This is a genomic window from Actinomycetota bacterium, assembly GCA_040905475.1.
Lineage (GTDB): Bacteria > Actinomycetota > AC-67 > AC-67 > AC-67 > DATFGK01.
The window spans coordinates 1-23,903 of record JBBDRM010000109.1; the positions used below are offsets into that span (position 1 = coordinate 1).

A 23,903-nucleotide genomic window follows, 5' to 3' on the forward strand; every position below is an offset into this window, starting at 1 on the left:
CAGGAGCGCACGTTCCCCGACCCACCGCCATGTCCGGGCCATGGAGCCGGAGCATACCGCTGGTAGCCTGAGGTCACGGTGCCTCTGCCTCCCGACGTGGTGATCCGTGACGCGCGCCCCGACGAGCTCGACGCGGTCGCGGACGTGATCGCGCAGGCGTACGCCGAGTACGGCCCATCGGAAGACTCCAGCGTGGAGACACATGACGCCTTCCGCGGCTATCGGAAGGACATCGTCGACGTGCGCGGTCGCGCGGAACGCGGAGCAGTCGCGATCGTCGCCGAGCGCGGAGGCCGCGTGATCGGCACCGTCACGTACTACCCACCGGGCGTCGACAAGTCGGCCTCGGGATGGCCCGAAGAGATCGGCGCGATCCGCTTGCTCGGCGTCCTGCCCCCCGAGCGCGGGAACGCGATCGGCCGTGCGCTCACCGAGGAGTCGATCCGTCGCACGCGTGATGCCGGCGCTCCGGCCATGGGGCTCCATACCACCTCGCTGATGGCGCAGGCCCGTGAAATGTACGAGCGCATGGGCTTCGTCCGCACCCCCGAGAACGATTTCCGGGAGTCGCCCGAGCTGCTGATCACGGCGTACCGGCTCGAGCTCTAGCGCACGATGCAGACCGCTTCACGATCCGGCGCGCTCGCTCGGCCGGCCGTCCGGCTGGCCGTCGGACTTGCCATCGTCGTCGTTTCGTTCCTCCCGCGCGCCCTGACGCTCGACCGAGGGTTCATGATCGACGAGGCGCTCTGGCTCGAGCGCTCCGACCGGTTCGTGAATGCGGTCACCGATGCTCGGTTCGGCGATGCGTACACGACCGGACATCCGGGCGTGACGACCTCGTGGATCGCGGGCATCGCGCAAAGGACACTGCCGGATGGCGCGTCGCTCCGCGAGCGGTACGCGCGTGCCCGGCTCGGGATGGCAATCGCGAACGTCACGCTCCTCCTCCTGCTGTGGCTGCTCGCGCGCCCGCTTCTCGGCGAGTTCGCGGCAGCCGCGGGAGCGCTCTTGTTATCGCTCGACCCCTTCGTGCTCGCGCACACCCGCGTCCTCCAGCTGGACGGCCTCCAGACGCTGGCCATGACGGCCGCGTTCGTCGCGACCCTGCGCGCATCGAGGGACGACGATCGAAGGATGCTCGTCGTCGGCGGCGTGCTCGCGGGACTCGCTTTCCTCACGCGCACGTTCGCCGGGTACCTGCTGCCGGTCGCGGCGATCGTGCTGTGGCGTGACGGCCGCGGGGTTCGGCGCCGGCTCGCCGTTTGGATCGGCGCCGCCGTCGGGGTGATCGCCGCGCTGTGGCCGCTCGTCTGGGTCCGGCCGTGGAAGGCGGCATCGCTGCTCGTATCCGGAGCGGCTCGCGGGGCGGTCGAGGACAGCGACGCCGGGCAGTTCTTCCTCGGCTTCCACTTCCCGGCTCCGGGGCCCATGTACTACCCGTTCGCGGTCGCGCTCCGGATCACGATCGTGACCTCGCTCGTTGGGGTTGGCGCCGTCTGGTACGCGCGGCGTCGCCGCGATGATCCCGATGCGCGGACCGCGTCGGCCTTCCTCTTGTACGGGATCGGATTCCTCGGAGCCGTCAGCCTCACGCTGAAAACGGCCGACCGGTACGCGTTGCCGGCGATCGCCGCCCTCGACCTCGCGGTGGCGATCGTACTTTGCCGGCTGATCACCGAGAAGCTCCGGAAAGCCATGCTCGTCCCGGTCCTTAGCGCCGCACTCTTCCTCCACGCGGGTCCGGCCTTGGCCCTCCATCCCTACGAGCTCGCGCACTACAACTGGACGGTGGGCGGGCCGATCGCGGCGCAGCGGGCGATCCCTATCGGCCGCGGGGAAGGACTGGACGAAGCGGCCGCAGACCTCAGCCGCCTGCCGAATGCCACGCGTCTGGTCGTAGCGACGACGCGACTCACCGGCTTCGAGGAGTTCTTCGCCGGGAGGACGATCTCGATCTCGGAGAGCTCGCTGGCATCGCCGGGTGGCGACGAGCCGGATCTCGTCCTCTTCTACATCTCGAGCGTGCAGGTTGGCCGCTTCGCCGATGTGTGGGCGCGCTTCCGTGACGTCAGACCGGACTACGCGCTGACGATCAACGGGATCCCCTACGTCCGGGTCTATCGGGTCTAGTCTCTCGCCGATCTGGCGTTCCGGAAAGCACCCGAGACCAGACAACGCAGGGTGGACCCAACTGTCACCAATGCAAAAATCGCGACAGCTCGAAGGCGAGCCGTTTTCGCTGATCAAGCGGCACACGACCCGCGCTCGGAAATCGGTGACTTAGACGCTAATCCAGGCGTGGCTAGGAGGCGCCCCGGCGAAGGCTTCGATCAGCCGAGGAGGCCGTGATCCGATCGTCGGAGTAGGACTGCCATAACTCGAGAACTTCGTCCAACGAACTCAGGAACAGGTCGAGCAGATCGGGATCGAAGTGGCGGCCGCGCTCGGCGTGCATGATCTCGATGGCTTGCCCGAGCGCGAACGCACGGCGGTACACGCGGTTGCTCGTGAGCGCGTCGAAAACATCGGCGACCGCCGCGATACGGCCTTCGAGTGGAATCTCCTGCCCGGCGACTCCACGCGGGTAGCCGGTTCCGTCGAACCGCTCGTGGTGGGTGAAAGCGATCGTAGCGGCCAGTTCGACGACGTCGGCCTTGGAGCCGGCGAGGATACGGTGACCGACCTCGGCGTGGGTGCGGATCTGTTCCATCTCCACCGGTGTGAGCTCGCCCTGTTTGCTGAGGATGCGGTCGGGCACGCCGATCTTGCCGACATCGTGCATCGATGCGGCCAGCCGGATCATCTCGCAGCGATCGGCAGGCATGCCGAGCCGGCGGGCGAGGAGCGCGGAATAGCGGCTCATCCGTTCGATGTGCCAGCCGGTCTCCGCGTCGCGGAGCTCGGCGGCGGAGGCGAGACAGCGGATCGTCTCCTCGGTCGCCTCCTTGGTCGCGGCTTCCGATTCGGTGAGGCGTTGCACGGCCTCCCAAAGATGCCGCGTACGCTCGCGCACCTGCTTCTCGAGGATCTCGTTCTGGTTCGCGAGCGCCGTGTGAAGGAAGCGGGTCTCGAGCAAGTTCTTGATACGCAGCAGCACTTCGACCACGTCGAAAGGCTTGGTGAGGAAGTCCGTCGCTCCCATCGATAATGCCCGTCGCTTCGCATCGATGGACGGCTCGGCCGTGAGCATCAGTATCGGTAGGTACTCCCCCGCCGGTATGCGCGGGCTAAGCTGCTCTAGCACCGCGAACCCGTCGAGGTGCGGCATCCGCAGGTCGAGGAGGACCAGATCTGGTCGCTCCTCGGCGAACAAGCCGAGGACTCGGCGCGGGTCGGTCGTGCTCACGACCTCTTCGAAGCGAGCCCGGGCGAGGATCTCTTCGAGCAGGCGGACGTTCTGGTCCTCGTCGTCGACGATTAGGATGCGGGCCCCCGCCGATGCCTCCGCGTAGACCCCGGGGCTCGTTGCCCGGTCATCCTCTTCGGTCACGAGCCATCCGTCCCTTGGCCGAGCACCTCATCCAGCACCTCGAGGAACCGGGCGACGTCCAGAGGCTTGGTGAGATAGGCGCGCGCCCCAGCGGCGAGGAAGCGCTCGATCTTGGGCGCGGTCGCTTCGGCGCTGATGACCACGACAGGGATCTCCGCCGTCGCGGGATCCTGGCGCAGGTGTGCGAGGACCTCTTCCCCACGCGTATCCGGCAGGTGAACGTCGAGCAGGACGAGGTCCGGGCGATGCTCTCGTGCCAGGTCGGCGCCCAGACCCCCCTGCATCGCGGCGAGCAGACGGACGTGAGGACGCCGGGCGATGATCCGTTCTACGAGCCGCATGTTCGACAGGTTGTCCTCGATGTACAGCACGACGCGTTCGCGGAGCGCCTCGACCGCGTGAGCGGCCCCGCCGACGTCCGACTCGGCCCCGACTGCGTCCTCCGCCAAGTCGAACTCGACCCAGAACGTGCTGCCCACGCCGACGGTGCTTTCGGCCCCGATCTCGCCGCCCATCAGGTCGACGAGGCGTTTGGACAGCGCCAGCCCGATCCCCGTTCCCTCGACCTCGGACTGATCCATGCCCAGACGCTCGAACGGGACGAAGAGCTTTCCCATCTGATCCCGTGGGATGCCCGGCCCGGTGTCGGCCACCCTGATGCGCAGCCGCTCTCCCTCGGCCCGGCACGAGACGATCACGCTGCCTCCCTCGTGGTTGTACTTGATGCCGTTGGCGAGGAGGTTCAGCAGCACCTGCTTGAGCCGCTGCCGATCCGCCATGATGTGCCGGTCGCACAGGGGCGCATCGCCGGTGTCAAGGTGCACACCGCGTTGCGCGGCGAGCGGCTTCGCAAGATCAAGAGCATCGCCGAGTGCGTCGCTCACCCGGACCGGTTCGATCGACAGCGAAATCTTGCCCTCCTCGATGCGAGCGATGTCGAGAACCTCGTTGATGAGCTCGAGCAGATGCTGCCCCGCCTTTAGGATCTGCTCGACGCTCTCGCGCTCTTGGGGGCGAAGCGGATCCATCTCCAGCAGTTGTCCGAACCCGAGGATGGCGTTGAGCGGCGTGCGCAGCTCGTGGCTCATCCGCGCGAGGAACTCGCTCTTGGCCCGGTTGGCACGGTCGGCCTCCTCGCGTGCACCGCGGATCTCCTCTTCCGCCTCCTTGCGCTCGGTGATGTCCCGCGCCGCCGCGTAGATGAGACGCTCCTCCGGCACCGGCAGCGCGTTCCACAACATCCACTTGTAGGTGCCGTCCTTGCAGCGGTAACGATTCTCGAACGAGAGCGTCTGAGCGCCGGTCGCCAAGGTTTTCATCTCGTCCAGCGTGGTTTGGACATCGTCCGGGTGCACGAAGTCAAGGAAGGGGCGCGCGGTGAGATCGTCGAGTGTGTAGCCGAGCGCGCGCGTCCATTCCGGATTGAGCCGCAGGAAGTACCCGTCGAAATTGGCGACGCACAGCAGATCGGGGGACATCTGGTAGATCCGGTCAAGCTCTTGCTGCGTGCGCGTGCGCTCGGTGATGTCGTGAACGAGCGCGTGGAACACGTAGCTGTCCGACGTCCGCACCGCTGTGATGGTCAGCTCGACGGGGAACTCGGATCCGTCGCGACGCAGCGCCGTGACCTCGATGCGCTTATCCAAAAGCGGACCCTCGCCGGTCGCCAGGAAGTGCTCGAGTCCGTGCCTGTGCGCCGCGCGGTGCTGCTCCGGGACGATGGTGTCCGCCAGCGTGCGTCCGATCGCCTCGCGGCGCGACCAACCGAAGATGCTCTCCGCCTGCGCGCTCCATTCGGTGATCACGCCTTGCGCATCGATGGAGACGAAGGCTTCCAGGGCCGCGTGGAGGACGGCGCGCGTACGCTCCTCGCTCTGCCGAAGCTCCTCCTCCACGCGCTTCTGCTCGGTGACGTCAAGGCCGTACCCGACGACGGCGACCGGCTCTCCCGCGTCGTCGTACTCGAACCGGACCGTGGTCTGCAGCCACCGGTAGGCCCCGTCTTTGTGAAGGAACCGGTAGGCGCGCTTGAGTTCGTGGGCCTTGGATCGCCACGCTGAATCGGCCTCTGCGCGGAACTGTTCGAGATCGTCGGGGTGGATGTGCGCGAGCCAGAAATCCGGAACGTCTACGATCTCTTCGAGTGGATAGCCGAGGATGTCGGTGACGTTCGGGCTAACGTAGGTCGCGACCTCGTTCACCCTGCGCCGGAAGATCAACACCGGACCGGCGGAGATCAGATCCTCGACGAAGCGCTCAGGGCCGTCCACTCGGCCCTCCCGTGCGTTCGGACCGGCCGCGCGCTACCCGGCGGTTGCGCCGCCAGCTCGATTCGGATCGAACGTCAGAGAAGAGACGGTCCGCCCGAGCGCGAATAAGGAGTCCGAACCCGCCCGAGCGATGCACGGTGACAACCCCCTTCCATATGGTGCGTCGGCAGTTCCGAGCCGCACCTTGACCGGCTCGACCCTTTTGGGCCGATGCTTGCCTCGCTTGGGGAGATGTGCTGACTAGCCACCCCCGGAGACGTCCTCCACGAGTCGACGCGTCCTCCTGCGCAGGAGCGCCGAAGAGGACTAGTCACGCGACGCGACTCCTCGGACTCCCGGGCTACCCCGCGTCTGACCCTCCCCTGTCCTGTCCCGCTCCAGGGTCAACCGGAAACCGCCGCGTTTCGTCATGGGCTCGGCGCGGTTCGCGGACGACAACCTGGATGAGAAAGACGGATCACGGAGCGGCGCGAAAGACGTGCCGCAGGAGGGCAAGGAGGATTGTTCGATGAAGAGATCCACGACCGTATCGAGCGCCTCGGCCGCGATCGCGGCGGTCGCGCTCGCGCTATCGGGCTGTGGCGGCTCGACCTCGGCGAATAGTCCATCGGCTTCGGCAGCAACGGAGGCTCCCAAGCATTTCGCCGTCGTTTCGGCCGGCTCGCTGGAGGCGATGAAAGCCATCCCGGTTCCGAGCGATGCGGTGCTCGATCTCACCGGGCGGATCTCGCGCACGAATAGCGGAGACGGACTGACGATCGACCTCGCGACGCTCGAGACGCTCCCCATCGTGAGCGGTTCGGTCTTCGAGCCGTTCGTGAAGAAGGCGACCACGTTCTCCGGGGTTCTCCTGTCGGATCTGCTCACGGCCGCGGGTGCCGACGGAAAAGCGAGCAGCGTCTTCATCACGGCGCTGGACGACTACACCTGGCTGCTGCCGATCGAGGTGGCGCGCTCGGGGGAAGTTCTGCTCGCGACACGTGAGAACGGCAAGGCGATACCGATCGAGAAGGGCGGCCCGATCCGGATCGTGTTCTCGGACGACTCCATGTCCGGCAAGGACTCCGACTCCTGGGTCTGGAGCGTCCGCGGAATGCAGGTTCGGTAGGCGATGAACCGCGCGCCCGAAACGCGGCGGAGACGGCCCTTCCTGATCGTCTTCGCGGCGGTCGTCGCCGCCCTCATGCTGGGCGCCGTTGTACTGATCGTGCGCGTCTCGAGTCAGATCGAGGCCACGGCCGCCGAATACGATGATCAGGCCGACCGGGTCACAACGATGAACTACGTTCATCGAGAAACGCTGGTCTGGCAGTCGCAGCTGGCCAGTCTCGGCACGGATCGCGACTTCGCCGCGCTGCGCCTGAGGCGTGCGCTCCTCGAACGCCAGTTGACCGTCACTGCGTCGCTTTCCATGGACACGATCGAGCGACAGGCCATGGCCGCGACCGGATCCGCGCTTGCGAAGGTCGACAGGATCGTGGCGGGATTGTCGCCGCGATCGTCCGCTGAGGATTTCGAAGCGGCTTGGCGCTCGATCAAGGCGCCGCTCGCGACGATCGCCTCCACGCTCAAGCAGCTCTACCACCACCGGGAGCAGCAGTTCCTCGCGTCGGTAGAGAAGTCGTCGCGCGAGGCGAGCCGGTCCAAGATCTTGCTCGCCGCCCTCGGCGGTTGTCTCATGGTTCTGGGCGGCGCCTTCGGGTTGACGCTGCGCCACGCGATCAGAACCGACTTCAGACGGGCGTATCGAGCGTTGCAGGCCGAGATGTCGGACCGCGAAGCGGCCGAGCGGGACCTCGCGACCAAGGAAGCCCACTTCCGCTCGCTCGTGCAGAACTCTTCCGACGTGATCACCGTCTTCGACCTCCTAGGGGAGATCCGCTACGAGAGCGCGTCCGTCGAACGCAACCTCGGATTCACGCCCGACGCGCGAGTCGGCTCGAGCGTGTTCGAGACCGTCGATGCTCCCGAGCGGCTGGCGGAGGCCCTGGCGGATGTCACCGTTCGAGGAGACGGGCCGCGAACGGTGGAGATCCGGATGCGCGACCGCAGCGGCGCGTGGCGGGACGTGGAAGCGACCATAACCAACCTGCTCGACGACGACAACGTCGCCGCGATCGTGATGAACCATCGAGACATCTCCGAGCGAAAGACCCTCGAGCTGGAACTGCGCCGGCAAGCTATGCACGATCCCCTGACGGGCCTCGCCAACCGAGCGTTGTTCCGCGAACGGGTCGAGGCGGCGCTCCACCGCCGGGACGTCGATCACCGGCGCCCCTCTGTTCTCTTCATCGATGTTGACGACTTCAAGACGGTGAACGACGGATTCGGTCACGACGCCGGAGACCGGCTTCTCATCGAAGTGGCCGACCGGCTGCGCCGGTGCGTCCGGCCCGAGGACTTGGTCGCTCGCCTCGGCGGCGATGAGTTCGCGATCCTCGTCGAGGAGGACGGGTCGTCCGAGACGGTAGCCATCGAGGTTGCGAAGCGTGCCCTTCTCGAGATGGGCTCGCCCTATGCGGTGTCGGAACGTCAGTTGTTCATCGACGCGAGCATCGGGATCGCGTCGTGGCGGAGCAAAGACGACGCCAACATGCTCCTTCGACAGGCCGATACCGCCATGTACATGGCCAAGGCGCGGGGCAAGGCTCGTTTCGAACTCTTCTCCCCGTCCATGGGCGAGCTCATCCGGCGACGCGTGGATCTCGAGTCGGAGCTGCGCGCCGCCATCGAGTCGGATGAGCTCTTCCTCGACTATCAGCCGATCGTCTCGCTCCCGACCGGAGAGATCACCGCACTCGAGGCGCTCGTCCGGTGGGACCATCCAACGCGCGGCATCCTGCCGCCGAGCGCTTTCCTACCGATGGCCGAGGAGACCGGGCTCATCACTGCACTGGGACGCAGAACTCTCAACCAGGCATGCGCGCAGCTTCGCGTGTGGCTGGACGGCTCCCCGGGCCGGCATCTCAAGATGAGCGTGAACCTCTCGTCGAGACAGCTGCGCGACGAGACGATCGTGAGGGACGTCGCGTCGGCGATCGCGGAAGCCGGCATCTCACCCGACGCGCTCATCATCGAAGTAACGGAAAGCGTGGTGTCGCACGACGTCGAGCGCGTCGCCTCCATCCTGCACGAGCTGAAACAGCTTGGCGTGCAGATCGCGATCGATGATTTCGGCACGGGCTATTCGTCGCTGTCCCACTTGAGGCAGTTCCCCGTCGACATCCTTAAGGTCGACAAGTCGTTCGTGGATGGCGTAGGCCGAGGGCCGGAGGAGACCGCTCTGGCTCATGCCATCCTCAAGATCGGACAGTCGTTCGATCTGCAAACGATCGCGGAAGGGGTCGAGGACCAGAAGCAGGACATCGAGCTGCGCCGACTTGGCTACAGTCACGCGCAGGGCAACTACTACAGTCGCCCGGTGGACCCGGGGATCATCGAGGACCTGCTCACGACGTCGAGCCTCGCGGGAGCCCTGCTGCAGATCCCGAGTGCCTCGAAAGAAGTCACTCCGGAGGCGAACCGGTACGCGAGCAGCTCAGTGTCCGAGTAGACGACGTCCCGTTTGATGCACCGGCTGAAGGCTCGTGGACCCAACTGTCATCAAGTTCAAAAAATCGCCCCAGCTCGAGGGCGGCGAACCGTTTTCGCTGGTGAAGAGGCACGGTAGGACTCGGCGAGGCGGTTACATGGTGCAACCGGAACAACGCGAAGTAGGTCACACCGAACAGAAAGTCGCAGGGCGCCTCTCGCCGCCTCGGCGCGCTGCTGGCTTTCGGCTCAGCGACGAAAGCAGAACCGGGCCCGCTTACAGGGCGGTGATGGTCAGCGTTGCAACCGACTCCGTCCAGCCGTGCACTGCCGGGATGAGGTCGCCTGAGCCCTCGATACCGTCGTGCATGTGCACCACGCCGCCTTCGGCGAGCGCCGGATCGGTCGTTCCCGTGCCCGGGTCTCCGGTCACGCCGATCAACCCTTGACACGGCGGCACGATGTCCGCGAAGCGCTCGGTATTCAGCTCCGTGCCCGCGTCGTAACCGACGGTTTGGACCGTGATCTCGTGGCCTTGTGCCGGAAGACGCAGACGGCTCACGCCGGTGAAGCCGTCGTTCGTGCAGATCAGCATCGACTCCCACGACAGATACTTCGCGCCGGGCCCGCCGTCGATCTCGAACGAGACACTGTCGGGAAAGCCGGTCTCGTCCGTGCGGTTCGCCGGCACGATCGGAACGTTGCCGGTGACAACCGACACGACGTGTGGGTTGGCTTCCAACGCATCGACGAGCGGCGCCGGGTTGCCGTTCTCTGCGATCTCTTGCACGCCGACGCTTGCCGGCGACCCCACACGGAAGATACCAGCCGGCCGGCGATGTACGGCGAGGACGGGGGGTGTGAGCGGCTGCCCGTGGGTGAGATTCGTGATGGTCACGCGATACCGTCGCGCCGTTGCCGATTGCGCGGGAAGCGCGGCGGCCAGTACCGCTGCTTGCACGATCGCGATCACGATCGCGAGTCGAGCGATCCTTCGGGCCACGTGGCCTCCTCTCGTCGCTGCGGAGCCTGCGCGTCCGACCCTAGACCAGCGAGATTTCGAGGCCCTTACAAAACCCTTATGGAACTCTTAATTTGTCTCGACCTGCCATCGTCATCCGAAGCGTTTCGTGATCGCGTCGGCGATCTCGTCGGGCGCGTCCTCCTGGATGTAATGTTTCGCGCGCGGAAGCGGAACGGCAAGATGGTCCGGGAACGTAGCCTTCATCCGCTCGATCATCTTCGGCCGGAAGCCCAAGTCCTTCATGCCCCACGTGAACAGCGCGGGCTTCGAACCGAGTTTCGCCGGGACGTCGCGTGACAGCCGGTCGAGCAACGGGAAGGCGGCGATGATCTGCTTCGGCATCTCCGCCACGCCGCGCCTCGCTTCCGGGCTCGGCTGCGGCTTCCGGTAGTGCTCCTTCTCGGTCTCCGATAGTCTCCGCGCCATCGCAGTCGGCATGATCTTCTCCACGAAGAAGTTGTCCTCGAGGATCCGGCGCTGCATCGGACGGCTCGACATGAGCTTGCTGAAGAGCTTGAAGTTCCAGGTCGCCGGCCAGAACCACGTGTTGCCGAGCACGATCCCCGAGACGCGGTCCGCGCGGTCGGTGGCGACCGCGGTGCCGATCGGGCCGCCCCAATCCTGCCCCATGACGATGAAGCCGTCGAGAGCAAGCTGGTCGACGAGCTCGCCCACGATGCGTGCGTGCTCCTCGATCGTGTAGCCGTAGGGCTCGGGCCGCTCGGAAAGTCCGAAGCCGAGGTAATCGACGGCGACGCAACGGAAGCGATCGCGTAGTCGGGCGACGATGCCGCGATAGAGGAAGCTCCACGTCGGGTTGCCGTGGCAGAACAGGATCGGCGTGCCCGAACCCTCGTCGATGTAGTGGACCTGTCCGGCGGAGGAATCGAACCACCTGGACGTGAAGGGATACAGCTCCGCGTCGGGGGTGAACGTGATCTTCATGGCTCTACTCCTTCATCCGGCCGCGTCCCCGAGCTCGAACTTGCTTCCAGGCGTCGATGAAGCTGGAGGCTTGGCGGCCAAGGGACTCGGCTTCGGCGCGGTCGGCCGGGTCCACCATCCGGCCGGCCATCGCAGCCATCGCGAACATCACGCCCCGGTGGTAGGCGCCGAACGCATCCGTGCGGAAGGCGCCGGGGTGCTCCTCGGCCTCGAGGTCGGGCTGCCATCGAGCCCGCGGGGGATCGAGGGGAGGCAGGTGGAGCGACTCGAGTGCGCGCATCACGTCGGCGTCGTCGGGCCGGTCGGCGAAATCGCGGCTCCGGTGCTGCCACGCCTCCTCCCCGTCCGGGCCGAGCACGATCACGGCGGGGATGCCGATCTGTCGCGGATCGCGATCGTCCCACAGATCCAGAGGATGCAGGAAACGTTCTCCACCGGGGTCGGACGCGATCGGGAAGGACAGGTGCCAGCGCCCCACCATGGCCGCATTGCGGGCAGGTGGATCCACGCTGATGCCGACGGGCTCACCGCCGAGCGCGTATAGCTGCTCGATCTCACTCTCCAGCCGCACGAGCTGGCCGCAGCAATACGGTCACCAGTCGCCGCGTAGCGTCACCGCAACCAGCGCACCGCTTGCGCGCCTCAGCGACAGCAGGTCGGTCGCGATCCGCGCGTCCATAGGCACACCCTCCTTTTCAGCACGATTCGTGTACCACGCCGCGGGTTAGGAACGCCACACGAAGGCGAACCCGCTCAATGCACGGCGCGGACTGCGAACCACGCCAGCGCGAGGCATCCGAGTCCGGAGACGAACACCGCGACGTCGCCGGATCCCCTCCGGCGAAGCAGGACGGCCGCGGTCGGCACCGAAGTCGCGACGACGATCCACTGGGCGATCGTCCCCGCATCGGTGCGAGGGAGGAGGATCTCCTGCAGGAAGAACGCGGCCGGCATCAGCCCGTCCACAGCGGTGCATCGGGGACGAACACGGCCCAGGCGAACCAGAACGTGTCGACCTTGTCGATCATGTCGAGCTGCCTACCGAGGAGCGGACCTGCGACGGCCCGGCCGAAGATGTTCCATTCGCTTCCGGTTTCCGAGTCGGTGAAGCGGTCGCCGTCGGCCTCGAAGGTGAAGACACGGGACCCGAGCCGGCGAGAGAAGACACCGCTGGATCCGACGTCCTTCGACTTCGCGACCAGAGAACCATCGAGCGTGCTCCTCGTCCCGCGCTTGAAGAACACGACGAGCTCGGTCGCACCGACGCGGTCGTTCACCGCGGCGGCCGCGCCGAGCCGGCGAAGCGCTTCGACCGAATACGACTTGGGACCGTCGGCGGTTCGAACGCCGACGACGCGCGCGATCGCCGGCAGCTTCGTGTCCACCTCGCCCCTGAACAGGAACGGATCGGCGGTCGAGTCGTATCGCTCGTAGGGGGTCGTGCCGTAGTCCCGATCGAAGCCCGTGTCGCGCGAGAGCACCTTCCCGTCCGGGTGTGCGGCACGGAAATCGGAGAAGGCGGTCGTCGCCGACGGGATCACCTCCAGCTCTGTGCGGATCATCGGTCCGACGACCGCCTTGCCGAGGATCTGTGGCCACAGGCTCTTGGTCGCTCGGTCGTACATGACGAGATCACTGTTGTACAGGCGGCCCGACGTCCCGAAGGTGGTGACGTTCCCACGAACAGTTCGATCGAAGACGATCGCGCTGTTGCACAGCGGGCAGTACGTGACGAGCACGGGGCGACCGCCGACCGTGTCGTTCACGATCTCGTGCCAGAGCAGGATCTGGAGCGGATAGGCCCGAGCGTCCTCGCCGATCTCCACGACCATGACCGGCTCCTGCCGATCCAGCCAGATCGCTTCGGCCGGTGAGATGAACTTCGGTTCGTCGATCGGAGGGATGCCGTCCGGCGGCGGGCCGCCCGACACGATCTCATCCAGTGGGATGAGCGACGGGTGATCGACGCCCGGCTCATCCCAGAAGAACTTCGCCTCTGCTTCCGTCCCCACACCGGACGCTGCCGGCTGTTTCTCGCTGCACGCTGCTGCGATCAATGCGAGCGCCGCAACGGCCAGACCCGCGCGCTTCACGACCCGGATACCTCCTCACAGGATGGGACGCCCACAGCGGCCGCCCGCTTCCCTGCCCACCTGGCGACGGGATCGACCCTCCCGGCCCTCTCGCTCCGTGGTTTCGACGGCGGATCCGTCGCCGAGAGCAGCCTCGACGACTCAGGAGCCTTCTACCGTGCGCTGCGAGCCTTCGGGATTCCGGTCACCGTGTTCGTCCTTCCCGATGGATCGATCGCGTCGATCCATATCGGCCCGCTCAGTGAGCGACAGCTCCAACAGTCGGTCGAGGATCTGGACCGCGTACGCGCCTCATCCTCCGTGGTCGTGGGGTTCGCGCATCGCCTCTCCTAGCTCGACGATCAGACAGCTGTGGCAAATGACGCGATGGCAATCCGGATCCTGGCAGAAGACGCACTCGTCGGTCCCTCGCCCGCAGTTCGAGCACGGCAAACGAAGGCCCTCTGCGGTTAGGTTCATGTCACCTTCTCCCCCTGCCACTCCCCCGCAGCTCGTGCTGCGTCCTCTCGAACGAGCAGGCCGACGAGTCTTCCATCGGACGTCGTTATGGGCGCGTTCGCAAGGTCATGCTCGATCATGTACCGGGCCATCTCTCGCGCGCGTACGTGGGGCCGGAACGTACTCGGACCGGGACGCATGGCGTGTTCGATCGTCTGCTCAGGATCTCCTCCGAGCTCCTTCCCTCGTAGGAGTCCCATCACCACGCGTTCCGCATTGACGACGACGCACGCATCCCAGCCTTCCGCGCGGACGCGCTCGCGAACGCCTCCTAGCTGCTCGTCAAGACGGCAGGTCGGCACGTCCTTGCGTGCGACATCGCCTGCCCGCGGCTGCTCCGCGTTCGTCCCTTCGGTCGGAAGACCCGCAGCCAACCAGTCGAGCTTCCCGGCGACGTAGTCGTACACCTCGCCGAATCCCATCGCTTCGAGCCGCCACGCGGCTCGTGGGCTCAAGTCTCAGGCGCTGTCCCAGCAGTAGACGACGACCGGCCGCCTCGGATCGAGGACCTTCCGTGCCTGTGTCTCGAGCTTCGCGAGCGGCAGGTTGATCGCTCCCGGCAGATGATCCTCCGCGAACTCCTTGGGCGGGAGAGCCTCAACGAGTTGCGCGCCGTCCGCGACGAGTCGACGTACCCGACCTCGGTCGATCTCTTCCATCGATCCTCCCTTACTCGCGCAATCTGGCTCCCACTCAGGATCCCCATGCCGCCAATAGTTTCGTCGCCCCGTAGACGACCCAGTAGACGACGAGCGCAACGAGGAGGATCCGGGCGATGTACGCGCGGTGTCGGCGCGCGCCTTGAACGGTGCACTCTCCGCTGCGGCGGAGGTGGATGACGACGCCGGCAGCGGCGAAGGCCGCTCCCACGATCTTGAAAACCCACCCCCAATCTCCATACAGGCGGTTCCCCAGAGCGATCGCCTCCGAGGCGGTGGCCAGCCCGAAGAGCACGAGCACGATGGGAAACACGCAACAACTGATGGCCGCCAGCCCCGCGAACGCGCCGAGCCGACCGGCGCGCGTGCGAGGCGCTTCTCGCGCCGGATGCAACTCTTGGACCTTCACGAAGCGGCCCGGCCGGGGACAGACGACTCGTGGACCGCGGACCGGAGACTGCCCCGTACGACCGCGCCGCCGTTGCAGCGCTTGAGCTTCACCACGGTCAGGCCGGCGTCGATCATCGGCGCCACGACGTCCCGGTCGAGCCGGCAGCCTCCGAACAACTTGCGCCACACGGGTGCGATCGCGCGCTGCGCGCGGCGATACCCGGGCCGGTCCGCGAGCCCGTGCTCGACGAACCGGAAAGTCCCGTCCGGAGCGAGGACACGACCGACCTCCGAGGCCACCGTCGCCGGATCGTCCACCGTGCAGAACACGATCTGGGAGACCACCGTTTCGAAAGCTTCGTTTCGGAATGGAAGCGCCTCCCCGGCGGCGACCACGAAGCAGACAGGGATCCCGAGGTCCCGTGCACGCTTCCGCGCGCGGCCGACCATCCAGATGCTGGGGTCGCAAGCGATGAGATCGGCCCCTTCGGAATAGTGGGGAAGCGAGTAGCCCGTCCCCGTGCCGATCTCGAGCGTGCGTCCCCGGACTCCTCGTGCGACGGCGCGGCGATGCCGGGCGACGCCGAGCGGCTCCCAAATCCGTTGCAAGAAGTACAACGCGGCGAAAAGCCGATGCCGCTCGGATGGGCGCCGCCTCATCAGTGGATCACACTCCAGCCGGCGCCGGCGAAGCTGCCGATCGCGAAGGCGAGGAAGCAGGCGCCGGTGACGAACGCGAGGACGACGACCATCACCTCGCCACGCCGCGACTCCGCGATCGGACGCGCGATCAGAAGGTCGATCCCGACCGCTGCGGCGCCCGAGATGAGCCAGAGCATCCCGCGCGCCATCGGGTGCCAGGTGCCCGGGTACAGCCGCTCGACGAGCGAGGGCACCCGCAGCGTCGGGTCGGCGGACACTCCCTGCCCGACCAACCAAAGCGCGACGACGGCGACCAGTACGACGCCGCACGCGATGCCCAGTCCTGTTCTCGAGCTCATCGGTTTCGCGGCAGATGGAGGCGGCTCGCCCACACGTGGCAGCTCCATACCAGGAATGACGATAGCCGACGTCGCGTGATTCCCGATCCACCGGGCGGGGCGGCGGCGGCCCGGGGGAGGCACCCGCCGCCGCCGCTTGCCGGCGTCACACGGTGTTCGGGGCCAAAACCGGAACGGGACAGTTCACGACGAAGATCTCCCCCTTGGTGTCCGGTGTGCCCGGGAACTTCTTCAGATCGCCCGCCTGCTCGGCGGCGAGGACGGACCCCTCATCGCGAAGGATCTTCGCGGTTCGGCCGGCGTTCCAGGCCCACGTGACGTGATCCCAGTACGGGCTCCACGCCGGCGACCCGGCCGACGTGTCGAAGACCGAGGGCTGGAACCCCATCGGACCCGAACCCTTCATCCCGTTCATGAACACATTCGTGCGGCCCGTCGCTCGCGCGCCGGACGCGCCGTTCAATGCCGCAGAGTGTGCGATCTTCATCCCCTCCGACATCGGCTTCAAGGAGACGTCGGTCACGATGTAGCGAACGCCGGGGAAGCACTCGTGAAGCTTGAACATCACGCGCATCGCCGTCGCATCCGGTGGCTCGAGGAGCTGACCGCCGCCGAGGTAGACCTTCCGCTCGGTGTCCACGGGAAGCTCGCCCGTCGACCATTTCACGACCGGCCCATTCATCACGATGCTCGTCCGCTCGACCGACACGTCTCCCTTCGTCTCAGCCGCCTTCACCTCGGCGACCGACCGCAGCGGCCGGGGCTCCGCTTGCCAGGAGACGCGGTTGATCCGCCACGCAGGAGTGAAATCGGTTCGGCCGGGCTCCGACGACAACACGACCGCCTGATCGGCGGTGCCGCCGGTCACGAGGTACGCGTCGCCGGCGGGACCCCGCGAAGCGAGCCCCGACAGCTTGGGAACCCAGACGAGCTTCTCTGCCTTCGCGTACGCCTCGTCCGAGGCGTCCGTGCGGATGAAGAACACGTCCTTGCCCTCAACGACCCCGCGGTGGAGCCGGAAGGTGACGAGACCGAAGGCTCCCTCCCACTCCTTCGACGTGAGCGCGTGATCGACGACGTCTCCGACGATCGGACTGCCCTGAGTGCTCGCGGGCGATTTCTTGAGTGCGACCACCGGGTCTTCCTTCGAGCACGCCGACAGGAACGCCGGAAGCGAAGCCCCAACGAGCCCGGCCTGGATCCCCCGCTTCCCCACCAACCCCAGAAACTCCCTGCGCCGCAGGCGCCCAGCTTCCTCGGTCGTCGTCACGATCGGCACCACCTCCCCAATCGCCGGGACGCCCGAGAAGGGCGGATGATTCCGCCGGTGGAATCATCGGAATCCTGGAAGCGTCCAGATGAGTTGGAAGGGAGGCATGCACGGAGAGGAGTTCCTCCAGAGGACCCTGGGAGCCATGGACCTCGTGCACAACCTCGCTCGGCGTATCCTCCGCGACGAGCAGGCGGCCGAGGATCTCGTCCAGGAGACGTACCTCCGCGCCTACGACGCGTGGATCAAACATCGACGACCCGACAAGGTGGAACCCTGGCTGGCCACGATCTGCCTCAACCTGGGCCGATCCGAGCTGCGCCGGCGGCGCAGGCGGCCCGAGGTCCTTGAGGCCTCCCCCGGAACCGAGCGCGCGGACCCGGTGAACGTTTCGGAGGAGGCACTCGATCGCGTGGATCAGGCCGTCGTACGCCGCGCCCTGTGGGAGCTGCCCGAGGAGCAGCGGATCGCGATCACGCTGGTGGATCTCTGCGGTCTGACCGCATCCGAGGCGGCGAACGTGATGCGCTCGCCGCGCGGAACGGTCCTGTCGCGCGTCCATCGGGGGCGCAAGGCACTCGCTGCGCTGGTACGCAGGGAGGTGGAGCAGCATGATCCATGATCCAGAACGGGACGCCGCGACGTTCCTCGGCGGCGAGATGCCGCCGAAGCGCGCCGCAGCGTTCGAGCGCCACTTGCTGGAATGCGAGGACTGCTGGCGAGAGGTATCCGAGGGACGGCGCGGCCGAGCGCTCGCCGAATCGGCACGGGAACTAGCGTCGCAGCAATTGCGTGAGGACGTTCGCGCCGCCGTAGCCGCCTTCTCGCCTGAGCCTGCGCGGCGGACCCGTCGGTGGCTCGCCGCAGCGGCGGCCGTATTCGTTATCGCCGCCGGAACCTCCACGTTCCTCGTCGTGCGCGACCCTTCCCAGCCTGAGGCGATCGCTGCGGCGGTCGCGGACTTCCGGACCGGTCGCCTGCCGGTAGCCCAGCCTGCGACGAGGACAGCGCCGGACCTCACCTCGGCCGGACTCGTGTACGTAGACGGAGGCTCAGGACGCATCGGCGAGTTCCGCATCGACGCGTTCGCGTATCGCGATCGCGCCGGGAACGGAGTGCTCCTCTACCTGAGCGACGAGCCGTTCCCCGTCGCCGCCGGAGCGGATCGCTCGTCCGACACCTGGACCGCCTCCGACGGCGAGGTCGCCCTTCTGTGCGCGGAGCATCCGCACGCTCTGCTCCTGCTCGGCCGGGACGCTGATGTCCTCGAGCGCGCAGCGAACGCGCTGGGAGCCGTGTGAGTCGCATCGTCGCGTTGAGGGAGCAGAGCCTTCGGGTTCGCGCGCCCCAGGAGCTCTGTTTCCAAGTGGTGTCGAGCGCCGGGCCCGTCGTCGAAGAGCGTGGCGAGCACGAGAAGCTGGTCGAGTTCCGGATCGACCTCGGGAATCGAAAGCTCGTCACCCTCGAGCTCGTCCATCTCGAGCCGCCGGATCGGATCGCCTATCGCTGGGTCCGCGGGCCCCTGCCGATGGTGGAGGAATCGATCGAAGTCATGCTGCTCTCCGTCGACGCTTGTGAGCTCCGCTACCGCGGAAGATTCCAGACGCCGCACGGCGGGATCCGCGGGCTCGTAGAGGGGTGGATCATCCGAAAGATGTTCGACAGAGCCGTCGGCGAGCACCTGGATCAGGCACGCCGCACCGCAGAAGCTCGAGCGGAACGGAGTCACATCTTTCCCCGGAGTCAGCATGACGGCTGACCACCGGCTCGTCATCGGGTGCGAGGTGGTGGAGAGCGCCGCGCTGTATATCGCTCCATCGGACGACGATCTCGACACCCTCGCCTTCGAGAGATACGTATCGCGCGACGACGTCTTGAGGCGCGTCGCGAAAGTTGACGGCCGCATCGTCGGATACCTCGGCATGGAGATCCGGAAGCGCCTAACCAGGGTTGCCCCGGAGGTCTCGATCCCCAACCCCTTGCGGTAGCGGAAGATCATCGCGGGCAGGGGGTAGGCCCGACACTTCTCGCCGAAACAGAAGGCGAGCACGCCGCCTGGGCTGCGAGAAGATGACTCTCACCTCAGGGATACAACGCAACCGGGCGCATGCCTCGAGCGGCTCCTGCCGAAAACAGCCTAAGAGCCGTCTTCCGCGGCTGCTTTCCCCAGTCTCCCCGGAGACACCGACCCTCCGCTCAGGCCGTCGTAACAATCGCCGATCAGGACACGAGGTACCGCTCCAACGCTTCGCGCGCGACCTGCGAAACCTGCTTACCTTCGCGCTTCGCCCTAGCTTCCGCCTTGGCGCGTAACGCTGGTGGAAGACGAAACGTCACCTGCGGCGAAGTCTTCGCTCGCCCGGTCAACGACGGCCGGCCACGCCCTACCTTCTCGTGAACGTCGGCGACGGCACGCCGCACATACTCATCTGTGATGCGTCGCCCTCGTCGATCACGGATGACCTCACGCTTGAGATCGACGTCTTGTCCCTTCGAAAGTTTGTACTTCGAGCCGATCGTTTTCTTGGCTGCCATCATTTCCTCCGATACGCGACGGGCATCACGTGGATGATCAGGAGATATTCTGGAACCTCTATGCCGATGATCTCCAACGCGACACCGCGGTCGTCCTCGCCGATCCACACCAGGCGCATCCAAATCTCCCTCGGCTGGAACCCTCAAAGGCTCCCCGGCTTGGTTCATCGCATGTGCGCCTTGCCGATGCGGCGCTTCCGAGCCGCCTGGGTGAGCTTGACCTTCTGCACCAGTAATTATTGCACTGCATTAATCGACGCGCATGTTCGCGAGCGAAAGGACCCCTCGCGGAATGGAGGCGGCGAGCGTCCGAGACGTTGACCACGAAAGACAGTCACTCTCGGGCGAGCGCACAGAACCACGCCCAGTCGGTGGTTCGGTCGGGGCGTCAGTGGTGCAAAAGATCTCCGCGGGTCACGCGGTTGCCGATCAGCCTGGTAGGCGCTGCCGGGTAGACCCAACTGTCATCAAGTGCAAAAAATCGCCTCAGCTCACGGGCGAGCCGTTCGCGCTGGTCAAACGGTACGGCAAGGTGCGGCGCGACGGCTTCAAAGGCAACCATAACAACGCGAGATGGGCCGCCCAGGCGGCCAGGAATCGGAAGCGTATCGGCTGCCCGTGACGCGCCGCGATTGAACCTGCTTCCGGTTGTATCGGGTCGCCCCGGTTACGCCGTTGACCACACATTGCCACCGGCGCGAGAATGAATTTGTGAAATCCTTCACAAGCTCGGATCTGCGTCGTTGGGGCGCCTTCCTCGCGATCTGTTCCGCATGGACCTTGGTGGCCGTCGGCGTGCACAGCTTCGCGTGGATGATCGCGAGCGGGGCGATCGTCATTCTCGTGATGTTCGGTTACGCCTTCGCTTGGCCGATGGGCTGGTTCCTGCTCCGAGGGATGATCCGCTCCGCGCAGGCCGCCCGGCGTGGCGAGACGGCGGGCTGGGGCGCGATCGTCGGGTGCGCCATGTGCGGGCTGACTTTCGGGTGGTTCGCATGGAACTGGCCGACCTGGCTGCGTCCCGAGACGCGCGGCACTTTCGGTTTCGGCTGGCACCGCACCGAGATCCTGATCGAAACGGGAATCTGGTGGGCTGCAGCGGTGGCATCGGCCTGCGGACTCGCACTGCTCCTCGGCAGCGCAATCGCCGGCCGGCGCTGGCCGGCGGTCCGGCTGCGCTCTGTCGCGCTGGTCGGCGCACTTGTCAGCGCTCTGCTGGGATGGGCAGCACTCCCGCGAGCGGGGGGCACCGGCACTAAGCAGGATCTTTCCGATATCTCGGCAGCAGTGACGACCCGCGACCCCGCCTGGCGCCCCTTCCCCCAAGGACCGCTGTCGACCCGCACCGGTAACGTCGCGGTCTGGACCGGCCGCGAGATGATCGTATGGGGCGGTCAGGGATACGCCGATGACGGATGGAGGCACCGCGAGTGGGGCGACGGTGCCGCATATGACCCGTTCCACCGCCGATGGCGTCGCCTCCCCGCCGCACCGATCGGTCCCCGCCAGTTGGCGCTAAGCGTCTGGACCGGACGGGAGGTGATCATCTGGGGCGGCGAGCGCTCCCGTGGTCGCGTCGACGGCGGCGCGGCGTACGACCCGGCGACCAACCGCTGGCGGCGGATCGCCGACGCGCCGATCGCGACCCGAGTGCTGGCATCGGTGGTCTGGACCGGTCGGGAAATGATGGTTTGGGGCGGGCAGCCTGAGAGCGGGTACGCCTACGAAGACGGCGCCGCGTACGACCCGGCAATTGATCGATGGAGGACCATCCCACCACACCACATCGCCAGGGCCGGCGCTGCGACGCTCTGGACGGGACGCGAGATGCTCATCTTCGGCGGCTCGGTCGGCGGCTGGGGAACGACTCTGACGACTGCCGCTTCCTACAACCCTCGGACCGGCCGCTGGCGCTCCATCGAAACCCCGTTCAGCCCCCGCACGTCCTTCAGCGCGGTATGGACCGGCCGCGAGGCGATCGTCGTCGGCGAGACCCGCCGGAGCTACGACGGTCGCATGGGCGACGTACAGGTAGCGGCCTTCGACCCGGAGAAGCGCCGATGGCGGCGACTAGCGGACCGCCTCGTCGACGGCCGCGTGTCGTCATCGGAGGCATGGACAGGCCGACAGTTGATCATCTGGGGTGGCGCGATCGACGCCAAGCGACGCTCCGACGGCGAGGCCTTTGACGTTCGCACCGGCGTGTGGACGACGGTCCCCGGCCCGGGCGACGTCCGCTATTTGCACACCGCCGTCTGGACGGGTGAGGAGATGCTCGTCTGGGGAGGTGCGGGACCGAACGGTCTGCGCTTCGTGGCGGGTGGGCTCTCCTACCGGCCGCGTCCCGCATGACATCGACGCGACCTGGGTGCTCCTTTTCTCGTAGGATCGCTTTGCGGCGCGATTCGTTCAGAGCTCATCTTCGGCATCAATCCTCTTCAACGCCTGCGAACCGATCAGCCATCAGAAGGGCAGCGCCAGAGCAACCAGCTGCCGCACCAGGGTTGTCCGGTCGCGCTTCTTCAGATGCTCTAGTGCATTTCGCGCCGCAAGAAGATCGTTGATTGCCGCCAGTAGGGCTGCTTCCTCTTCGTTGACTTCCTGGCTGCCATCGAATTTCTGAAACCATGCCTGAACGTCGCTCCATCGCCATAGAGGACTTCTGACGTTTCCCGCTAAGGGTCGAGGCCATGCTCCTGGACCGCGTGTGCCGTTGATGAGCGCCGAGATGGATTGCCTGCTCCTCTCGGTACGGTCTGCGATGTCGGCTGCCGAGACGAGCTCATCTGGCTCAACTCGCAGAACCTTGAATTCAGCCCCTTCAACCTCCTTGATGGCCGAGAGGATCGCCTCCCGGAAGGAGGTTGCTTCTCGATCGAACCCGATCGAGTGGCCCTTCGGGCCCGTCTCTGGAGAGCCGTCATCGACGCCGGCCTCGAAAAGCCGGTTCGCGCCCTCGTCGTCGATCGGATCGCTGACAACGAGTCGAAAAATGTAGGTGGCCATCATCTCTTCCCTCCCTTCGGGTACTTGCGAACGAACTCCCGGATGCGCTTCGCCATGGTCTCCGGATTACGTGGCGTGCTCCACACCTTGAGCTCCTGTCCCGTTCGAGGCGATGACCTTCCCCCACACATGGCCGGCGTGGAGCTCCGATCACCTTGAACCCTGCCTCCTTGGCCTCGCGGAGCGCCTTCGGCGATCTCCTTATGCTGGCCTTTCGGCATGTGGACAATGTACACGTTTTCCGTGGACAATGTCCACAACCCGGCGACGTCCCAGAGACTCAGGAGGATGCTCATTGCGCAGCAGGCAGCGAACTCAGACCAGCCCAAGAAGACCGCACCTCGCTCAAAGCGGAAGTACCGTCGCGCCCCGGTGATCGTTGGCGAACCCATCCTCGTCCCGATGTCCCGGCGGGAGTACGAGAATCTGAGGAGGCTTCTGGCGTTGCGTCACGCCGGAATGGAGAAACCGCCTCTCCAGCCGTAACGGGGCCGACCGGCGGCCTGAGTGGGGGTGCAGGTCTGGCGCCACAGGTAAGTCTGCACCTGTGGCCATAAGTGGGCGCGGGAGGGATCGAACCTCCGACCCCGACTTTGTAAGAGTCGTGCTCTACCACTGAGCTACGCGCCCGAGCGCCACATCCTACCGGTGACCTTATCGAGCCTTTGATGCATGAATGTCGCCTACGCGGGGTAATGAGAAGGCCACAGAACGAGGCTCTGGGGGCCGGAAAAGGAGGCTCCCATGAGAGTCAAGGTTCTGCTCGTGGTCGTTTTCTCCATCGCGCTGGCCGCCGTCGCGACGAGCGCGTTCGCTGCCCCCGGCGGGCAGCCCGGCAAACCCGACGATCCAGGGAAGTCGGCAGAAGCGCCCGGTCACAACAAGGAGGATGCCGGACCCTCCGACTCGAGCAAGGATCCCGCGAACCCCGACGGCACGTATCAAGGGAAGAGTCCATCGACCCCAGATCAAGACGGGATCGGCGCGGATCATGGGATCGACAACAACGACAAGACCGGCCCCGGCACCGACGGGAACAACGGCTGCGGGAACGACCCCGATCGCGAGGACGACAACAACGGTTGGTGCGGGAAGAAGCCCGCCCCCGAGGTGAGTCCCACGGAGACGCCGACGGAGGATCCCACCGTCTCGGTGAGCCCGACCGTGCAGGCCCAGGTCCTCGGCGTG

The 23,903-nt window shown here is 66.3% G+C and carries 25 protein-coding genes and 1 tRNA gene; 10 read left to right on the top strand and 16 right to left on the bottom strand.

The window, feature by feature from the left end; translation table 11 throughout:
- Positions 1-78: 78 nt before the first annotated feature.
- Together WEB06_12840 and WEB06_12845 are read left to right on the top strand one after the other, a co-directional pair.
- Positions 79-609 (top strand): GNAT family N-acetyltransferase, encoded by a 531-nt coding sequence (locus tag WEB06_12840; GenBank protein ID MEX2556498.1) that lies wholly within the window; start codon positions 79-81, stop codon positions 607-609.
- Between the two features lie 6 nt (positions 610-615).
- Entirely contained in the window at positions 616-2,133 is a 1,518-nt protein-coding gene (locus WEB06_12845) for a glycosyltransferase family 39 protein (GenBank protein ID MEX2556499.1), read from the top strand.
- Between the two features lie 172 nt (positions 2,134-2,305).
- On the opposite strand, the gene WEB06_12850 is transcribed toward WEB06_12845, so the two are convergent.
- Together WEB06_12850 and WEB06_12855 are read right to left on the bottom strand one after the other, a co-directional pair.
- Positions 2,306-3,493 carry an HD domain-containing phosphohydrolase gene (locus tag WEB06_12850; protein MEX2556500.1) on the bottom strand — a complete coding sequence of 396 codons (1,188 nt, stop codon included), beginning with the start codon at positions 3,491-3,493 and terminating at the stop codon, positions 2,306-2,308.
- The gene (locus tag WEB06_12855; protein MEX2556501.1) at positions 3,490-5,763 is read right to left on the bottom strand and encodes a PAS domain S-box protein; all 2,274 of its coding nucleotides are present in this window, start codon (positions 5,761-5,763) and stop codon (positions 3,490-3,492) included. Before WEB06_12855 ends, WEB06_12850 begins: the two co-directional genes overlap by 4 nt.
- 508 nt (positions 5,764-6,271) lie before the next feature.
- Here WEB06_12855 and WEB06_12860 point away from each other — a divergent pair.
- Both WEB06_12860 and WEB06_12865 read left to right on the top strand, forming a co-directional pair.
- Positions 6,272-6,871, top strand: a complete 600-nt coding sequence (locus WEB06_12860) for a molybdopterin-dependent oxidoreductase (GenBank protein ID MEX2556502.1) — start codon at positions 6,272-6,274, stop codon at positions 6,869-6,871.
- Between the two features lie 3 nt (positions 6,872-6,874).
- Positions 6,875-9,316 carry an EAL domain-containing protein gene (locus WEB06_12865; GenBank protein ID MEX2556503.1) on the top strand — a complete coding sequence of 814 codons (2,442 nt, stop codon included), beginning with the start codon at positions 6,875-6,877 and terminating at the stop codon, positions 9,314-9,316.
- A 255-nt stretch (positions 9,317-9,571) separates the two neighbouring features.
- Here WEB06_12865 and WEB06_12870 read toward each other — a convergent pair whose 3' ends face one another.
- From WEB06_12870 to WEB06_12920, 11 genes are all read right to left on the bottom strand, one after another.
- Entirely contained in the window at positions 9,572-10,297 is a 726-nt protein-coding gene (locus WEB06_12870) for a spondin domain-containing protein (protein MEX2556504.1), read from the bottom strand.
- A gap of 111 nt (positions 10,298-10,408) precedes the next feature.
- Positions 10,409-11,263: a haloalkane dehalogenase gene (locus tag WEB06_12875; protein ID MEX2556505.1), complete on the bottom strand. Its 855-nt coding sequence runs from the start codon at positions 11,261-11,263 to the stop codon at positions 10,409-10,411.
- A 4-nt stretch (positions 11,264-11,267) separates the two neighbouring features.
- Entirely contained in the window at positions 11,268-11,834 is a 567-nt protein-coding gene (locus WEB06_12880; protein ID MEX2556506.1) for a hypothetical protein, read from the bottom strand.
- Positions 11,835-12,016: 182 nt separating this feature from the next.
- Complete coding sequence (locus tag WEB06_12885) at positions 12,017-12,217, bottom strand: hypothetical protein (protein MEX2556507.1); 201 nt, start codon at positions 12,215-12,217, stop codon at positions 12,017-12,019.
- The gene (locus WEB06_12890) at positions 12,217-13,356 is read right to left on the bottom strand and encodes a DUF3179 domain-containing protein (GenBank protein ID MEX2556508.1); all 1,140 of its coding nucleotides are present in this window, start codon (positions 13,354-13,356) and stop codon (positions 12,217-12,219) included. The genes WEB06_12885 and WEB06_12890 overlap by 1 nt, the downstream gene beginning before the upstream one ends.
- A 455-nt stretch (positions 13,357-13,811) precedes the next feature.
- A complete protein-coding gene (locus WEB06_12895; GenBank protein ID MEX2556509.1) occupies positions 13,812-14,309 on the bottom strand; it encodes a CBS domain-containing protein in 498 nt (165 codons plus the stop codon).
- A gap of 3 nt (positions 14,310-14,312) precedes the next feature.
- The gene (locus WEB06_12900; GenBank protein MEX2556510.1) at positions 14,313-14,513 is read right to left on the bottom strand and encodes a rhodanese-like domain-containing protein; all 201 of its coding nucleotides are present in this window, start codon (positions 14,511-14,513) and stop codon (positions 14,313-14,315) included.
- A gap of 34 nt (positions 14,514-14,547) precedes the next feature.
- Complete coding sequence (locus WEB06_12905; GenBank protein ID MEX2556511.1) at positions 14,548-14,922, bottom strand: hypothetical protein; 375 nt, start codon at positions 14,920-14,922, stop codon at positions 14,548-14,550.
- Complete coding sequence (locus WEB06_12910; protein MEX2556512.1) at positions 14,919-15,563, bottom strand: class I SAM-dependent methyltransferase; 645 nt, start codon at positions 15,561-15,563, stop codon at positions 14,919-14,921. The genes WEB06_12905 and WEB06_12910 overlap by 4 nt, the downstream gene beginning before the upstream one ends.
- On the bottom strand, positions 15,563-15,904 hold the full coding sequence (locus WEB06_12915) for a hypothetical protein (protein MEX2556513.1): 342 nt from the start codon (positions 15,902-15,904) through the stop codon (positions 15,563-15,565). The genes WEB06_12910 and WEB06_12915 overlap by 1 nt, the downstream gene beginning before the upstream one ends.
- A gap of 145 nt (positions 15,905-16,049) precedes the next feature.
- Positions 16,050-17,174, bottom strand: coding sequence for a hypothetical protein (locus tag WEB06_12920; protein MEX2556514.1), 1,125 nt, complete (start codon positions 17,172-17,174; stop codon positions 16,050-16,052).
- Positions 17,175-17,262: 88 nt separating this feature from the next.
- On the opposite strand from WEB06_12920, the gene WEB06_12925 reads away from it, so the two are divergent.
- From WEB06_12925 to WEB06_12940, 4 genes are read left to right on the top strand one after another with little or no spacing between them, the layout of a single operon-like run.
- Positions 17,263-17,796 carry a sigma-70 family RNA polymerase sigma factor gene (locus WEB06_12925; GenBank protein ID MEX2556515.1) on the top strand — a complete coding sequence of 178 codons (534 nt, stop codon included), beginning with the start codon at positions 17,263-17,265 and terminating at the stop codon, positions 17,794-17,796.
- A complete protein-coding gene (locus WEB06_12930; GenBank protein MEX2556516.1) occupies positions 17,786-18,475 on the top strand; it encodes a zf-HC2 domain-containing protein in 690 nt (229 codons plus the stop codon). The genes WEB06_12925 and WEB06_12930 overlap by 11 nt, the downstream gene beginning before the upstream one ends.
- Positions 18,472-18,933 (top strand): hypothetical protein, encoded by a 462-nt coding sequence (locus WEB06_12935; protein ID MEX2556517.1) that lies wholly within the window; start codon positions 18,472-18,474, stop codon positions 18,931-18,933. The genes WEB06_12930 and WEB06_12935 overlap by 4 nt, the downstream gene beginning before the upstream one ends.
- Positions 18,923-19,162 carry a hypothetical protein gene (locus tag WEB06_12940; GenBank protein ID MEX2556518.1) on the top strand — a complete coding sequence of 80 codons (240 nt, stop codon included), beginning with the start codon at positions 18,923-18,925 and terminating at the stop codon, positions 19,160-19,162. The genes WEB06_12935 and WEB06_12940 overlap by 11 nt, the downstream gene beginning before the upstream one ends.
- Before the next feature lie 232 nt (positions 19,163-19,394).
- Here WEB06_12940 and WEB06_12945 read toward each other — a convergent pair whose 3' ends face one another.
- Positions 19,395-19,709 (bottom strand): CopG family transcriptional regulator, encoded by a 315-nt coding sequence (locus WEB06_12945; GenBank protein MEX2556519.1) that lies wholly within the window; start codon positions 19,707-19,709, stop codon positions 19,395-19,397.
- A 711-nt stretch (positions 19,710-20,420) separates the two neighbouring features.
- On the opposite strand from WEB06_12945, the gene WEB06_12950 reads away from it, so the two are divergent.
- Positions 20,421-22,061, top strand: a complete 1,641-nt coding sequence (locus WEB06_12950) for a hypothetical protein (protein ID MEX2556520.1) — start codon at positions 20,421-20,423, stop codon at positions 22,059-22,061.
- A 111-nt stretch (positions 22,062-22,172) separates the two neighbouring features.
- Here WEB06_12950 and WEB06_12955 read toward each other — a convergent pair whose 3' ends face one another.
- Together WEB06_12955 and WEB06_12960 are read right to left on the bottom strand one after the other, a co-directional pair.
- A complete protein-coding gene (locus tag WEB06_12955) occupies positions 22,173-22,718 on the bottom strand; it encodes a hypothetical protein (protein ID MEX2556521.1) in 546 nt (181 codons plus the stop codon).
- Between the two features lie 555 nt (positions 22,719-23,273).
- Positions 23,274-23,345, bottom strand: a tRNA-Val gene (locus WEB06_12960).
- Positions 23,346-23,459: 114 nt separating this feature from the next.
- On the opposite strand from WEB06_12960, the gene WEB06_12965 reads away from it, so the two are divergent.
- A partial coding sequence (locus WEB06_12965) for a hypothetical protein (protein ID MEX2556522.1) occupies positions 23,460-23,903 on the top strand: 444 nt, incomplete at its 3' end.

Bases quoted from the DNA above. Each gene is read 5' to 3' on its own strand.
- WEB06_12945 (MEX2556519.1), bottom strand. From the start codon at position 19,709: ATGGCAGCCAAGAAAACGATCGGCTCGAAGTACAAACTTTCGAAGGGA.
- WEB06_12930 (MEX2556516.1), top strand. From the start codon at position 17,786: ATGATCCATGATCCAGAACGGGACGCCGCGACGTTCCTCGGCGGCGAG.
- WEB06_12860 (MEX2556502.1), top strand. From the start codon at position 6,272: ATGAAGAGATCCACGACCGTATCGAGCGCCTCGGCCGCGATCGCGGCG.
- WEB06_12875 (MEX2556505.1), bottom strand. From the start codon at position 11,263: ATGAAGATCACGTTCACCCCCGACGCGGAGCTGTATCCCTTCACGTCC.
- WEB06_12910 (MEX2556512.1), bottom strand. From the start codon at position 15,563: ATGAGGCGGCGCCCATCCGAGCGGCATCGGCTTTTCGCCGCGTTGTAC.
- WEB06_12845 (MEX2556499.1), top strand. From the start codon at position 616: ATGCAGACCGCTTCACGATCCGGCGCGCTCGCTCGGCCGGCCGTCCGG.
- WEB06_12915 (MEX2556513.1), bottom strand. From the start codon at position 15,904: ATGAGCTCGAGAACAGGACTGGGCATCGCGTGCGGCGTCGTACTGGTC.
- WEB06_12900 (MEX2556510.1), bottom strand. From the start codon at position 14,513: ATGGAAGAGATCGACCGAGGTCGGGTACGTCGACTCGTCGCGGACGGC.
- WEB06_12925 (MEX2556515.1), top strand. From the start codon at position 17,263: ATGAGTTGGAAGGGAGGCATGCACGGAGAGGAGTTCCTCCAGAGGACC.
- WEB06_12940 (MEX2556518.1), top strand. From the start codon at position 18,923: ATGACGGCTGACCACCGGCTCGTCATCGGGTGCGAGGTGGTGGAGAGC.
- WEB06_12865 (MEX2556503.1), top strand. From the start codon at position 6,875: ATGAACCGCGCGCCCGAAACGCGGCGGAGACGGCCCTTCCTGATCGTC.
- WEB06_12955 (MEX2556521.1), bottom strand. From the start codon at position 22,718: ATGATGGCCACCTACATTTTTCGACTCGTTGTCAGCGATCCGATCGAC.
- WEB06_12885 (MEX2556507.1), bottom strand. From the start codon at position 12,217: ATGCCGGCCGCGTTCTTCCTGCAGGAGATCCTCCTCCCTCGCACCGAT.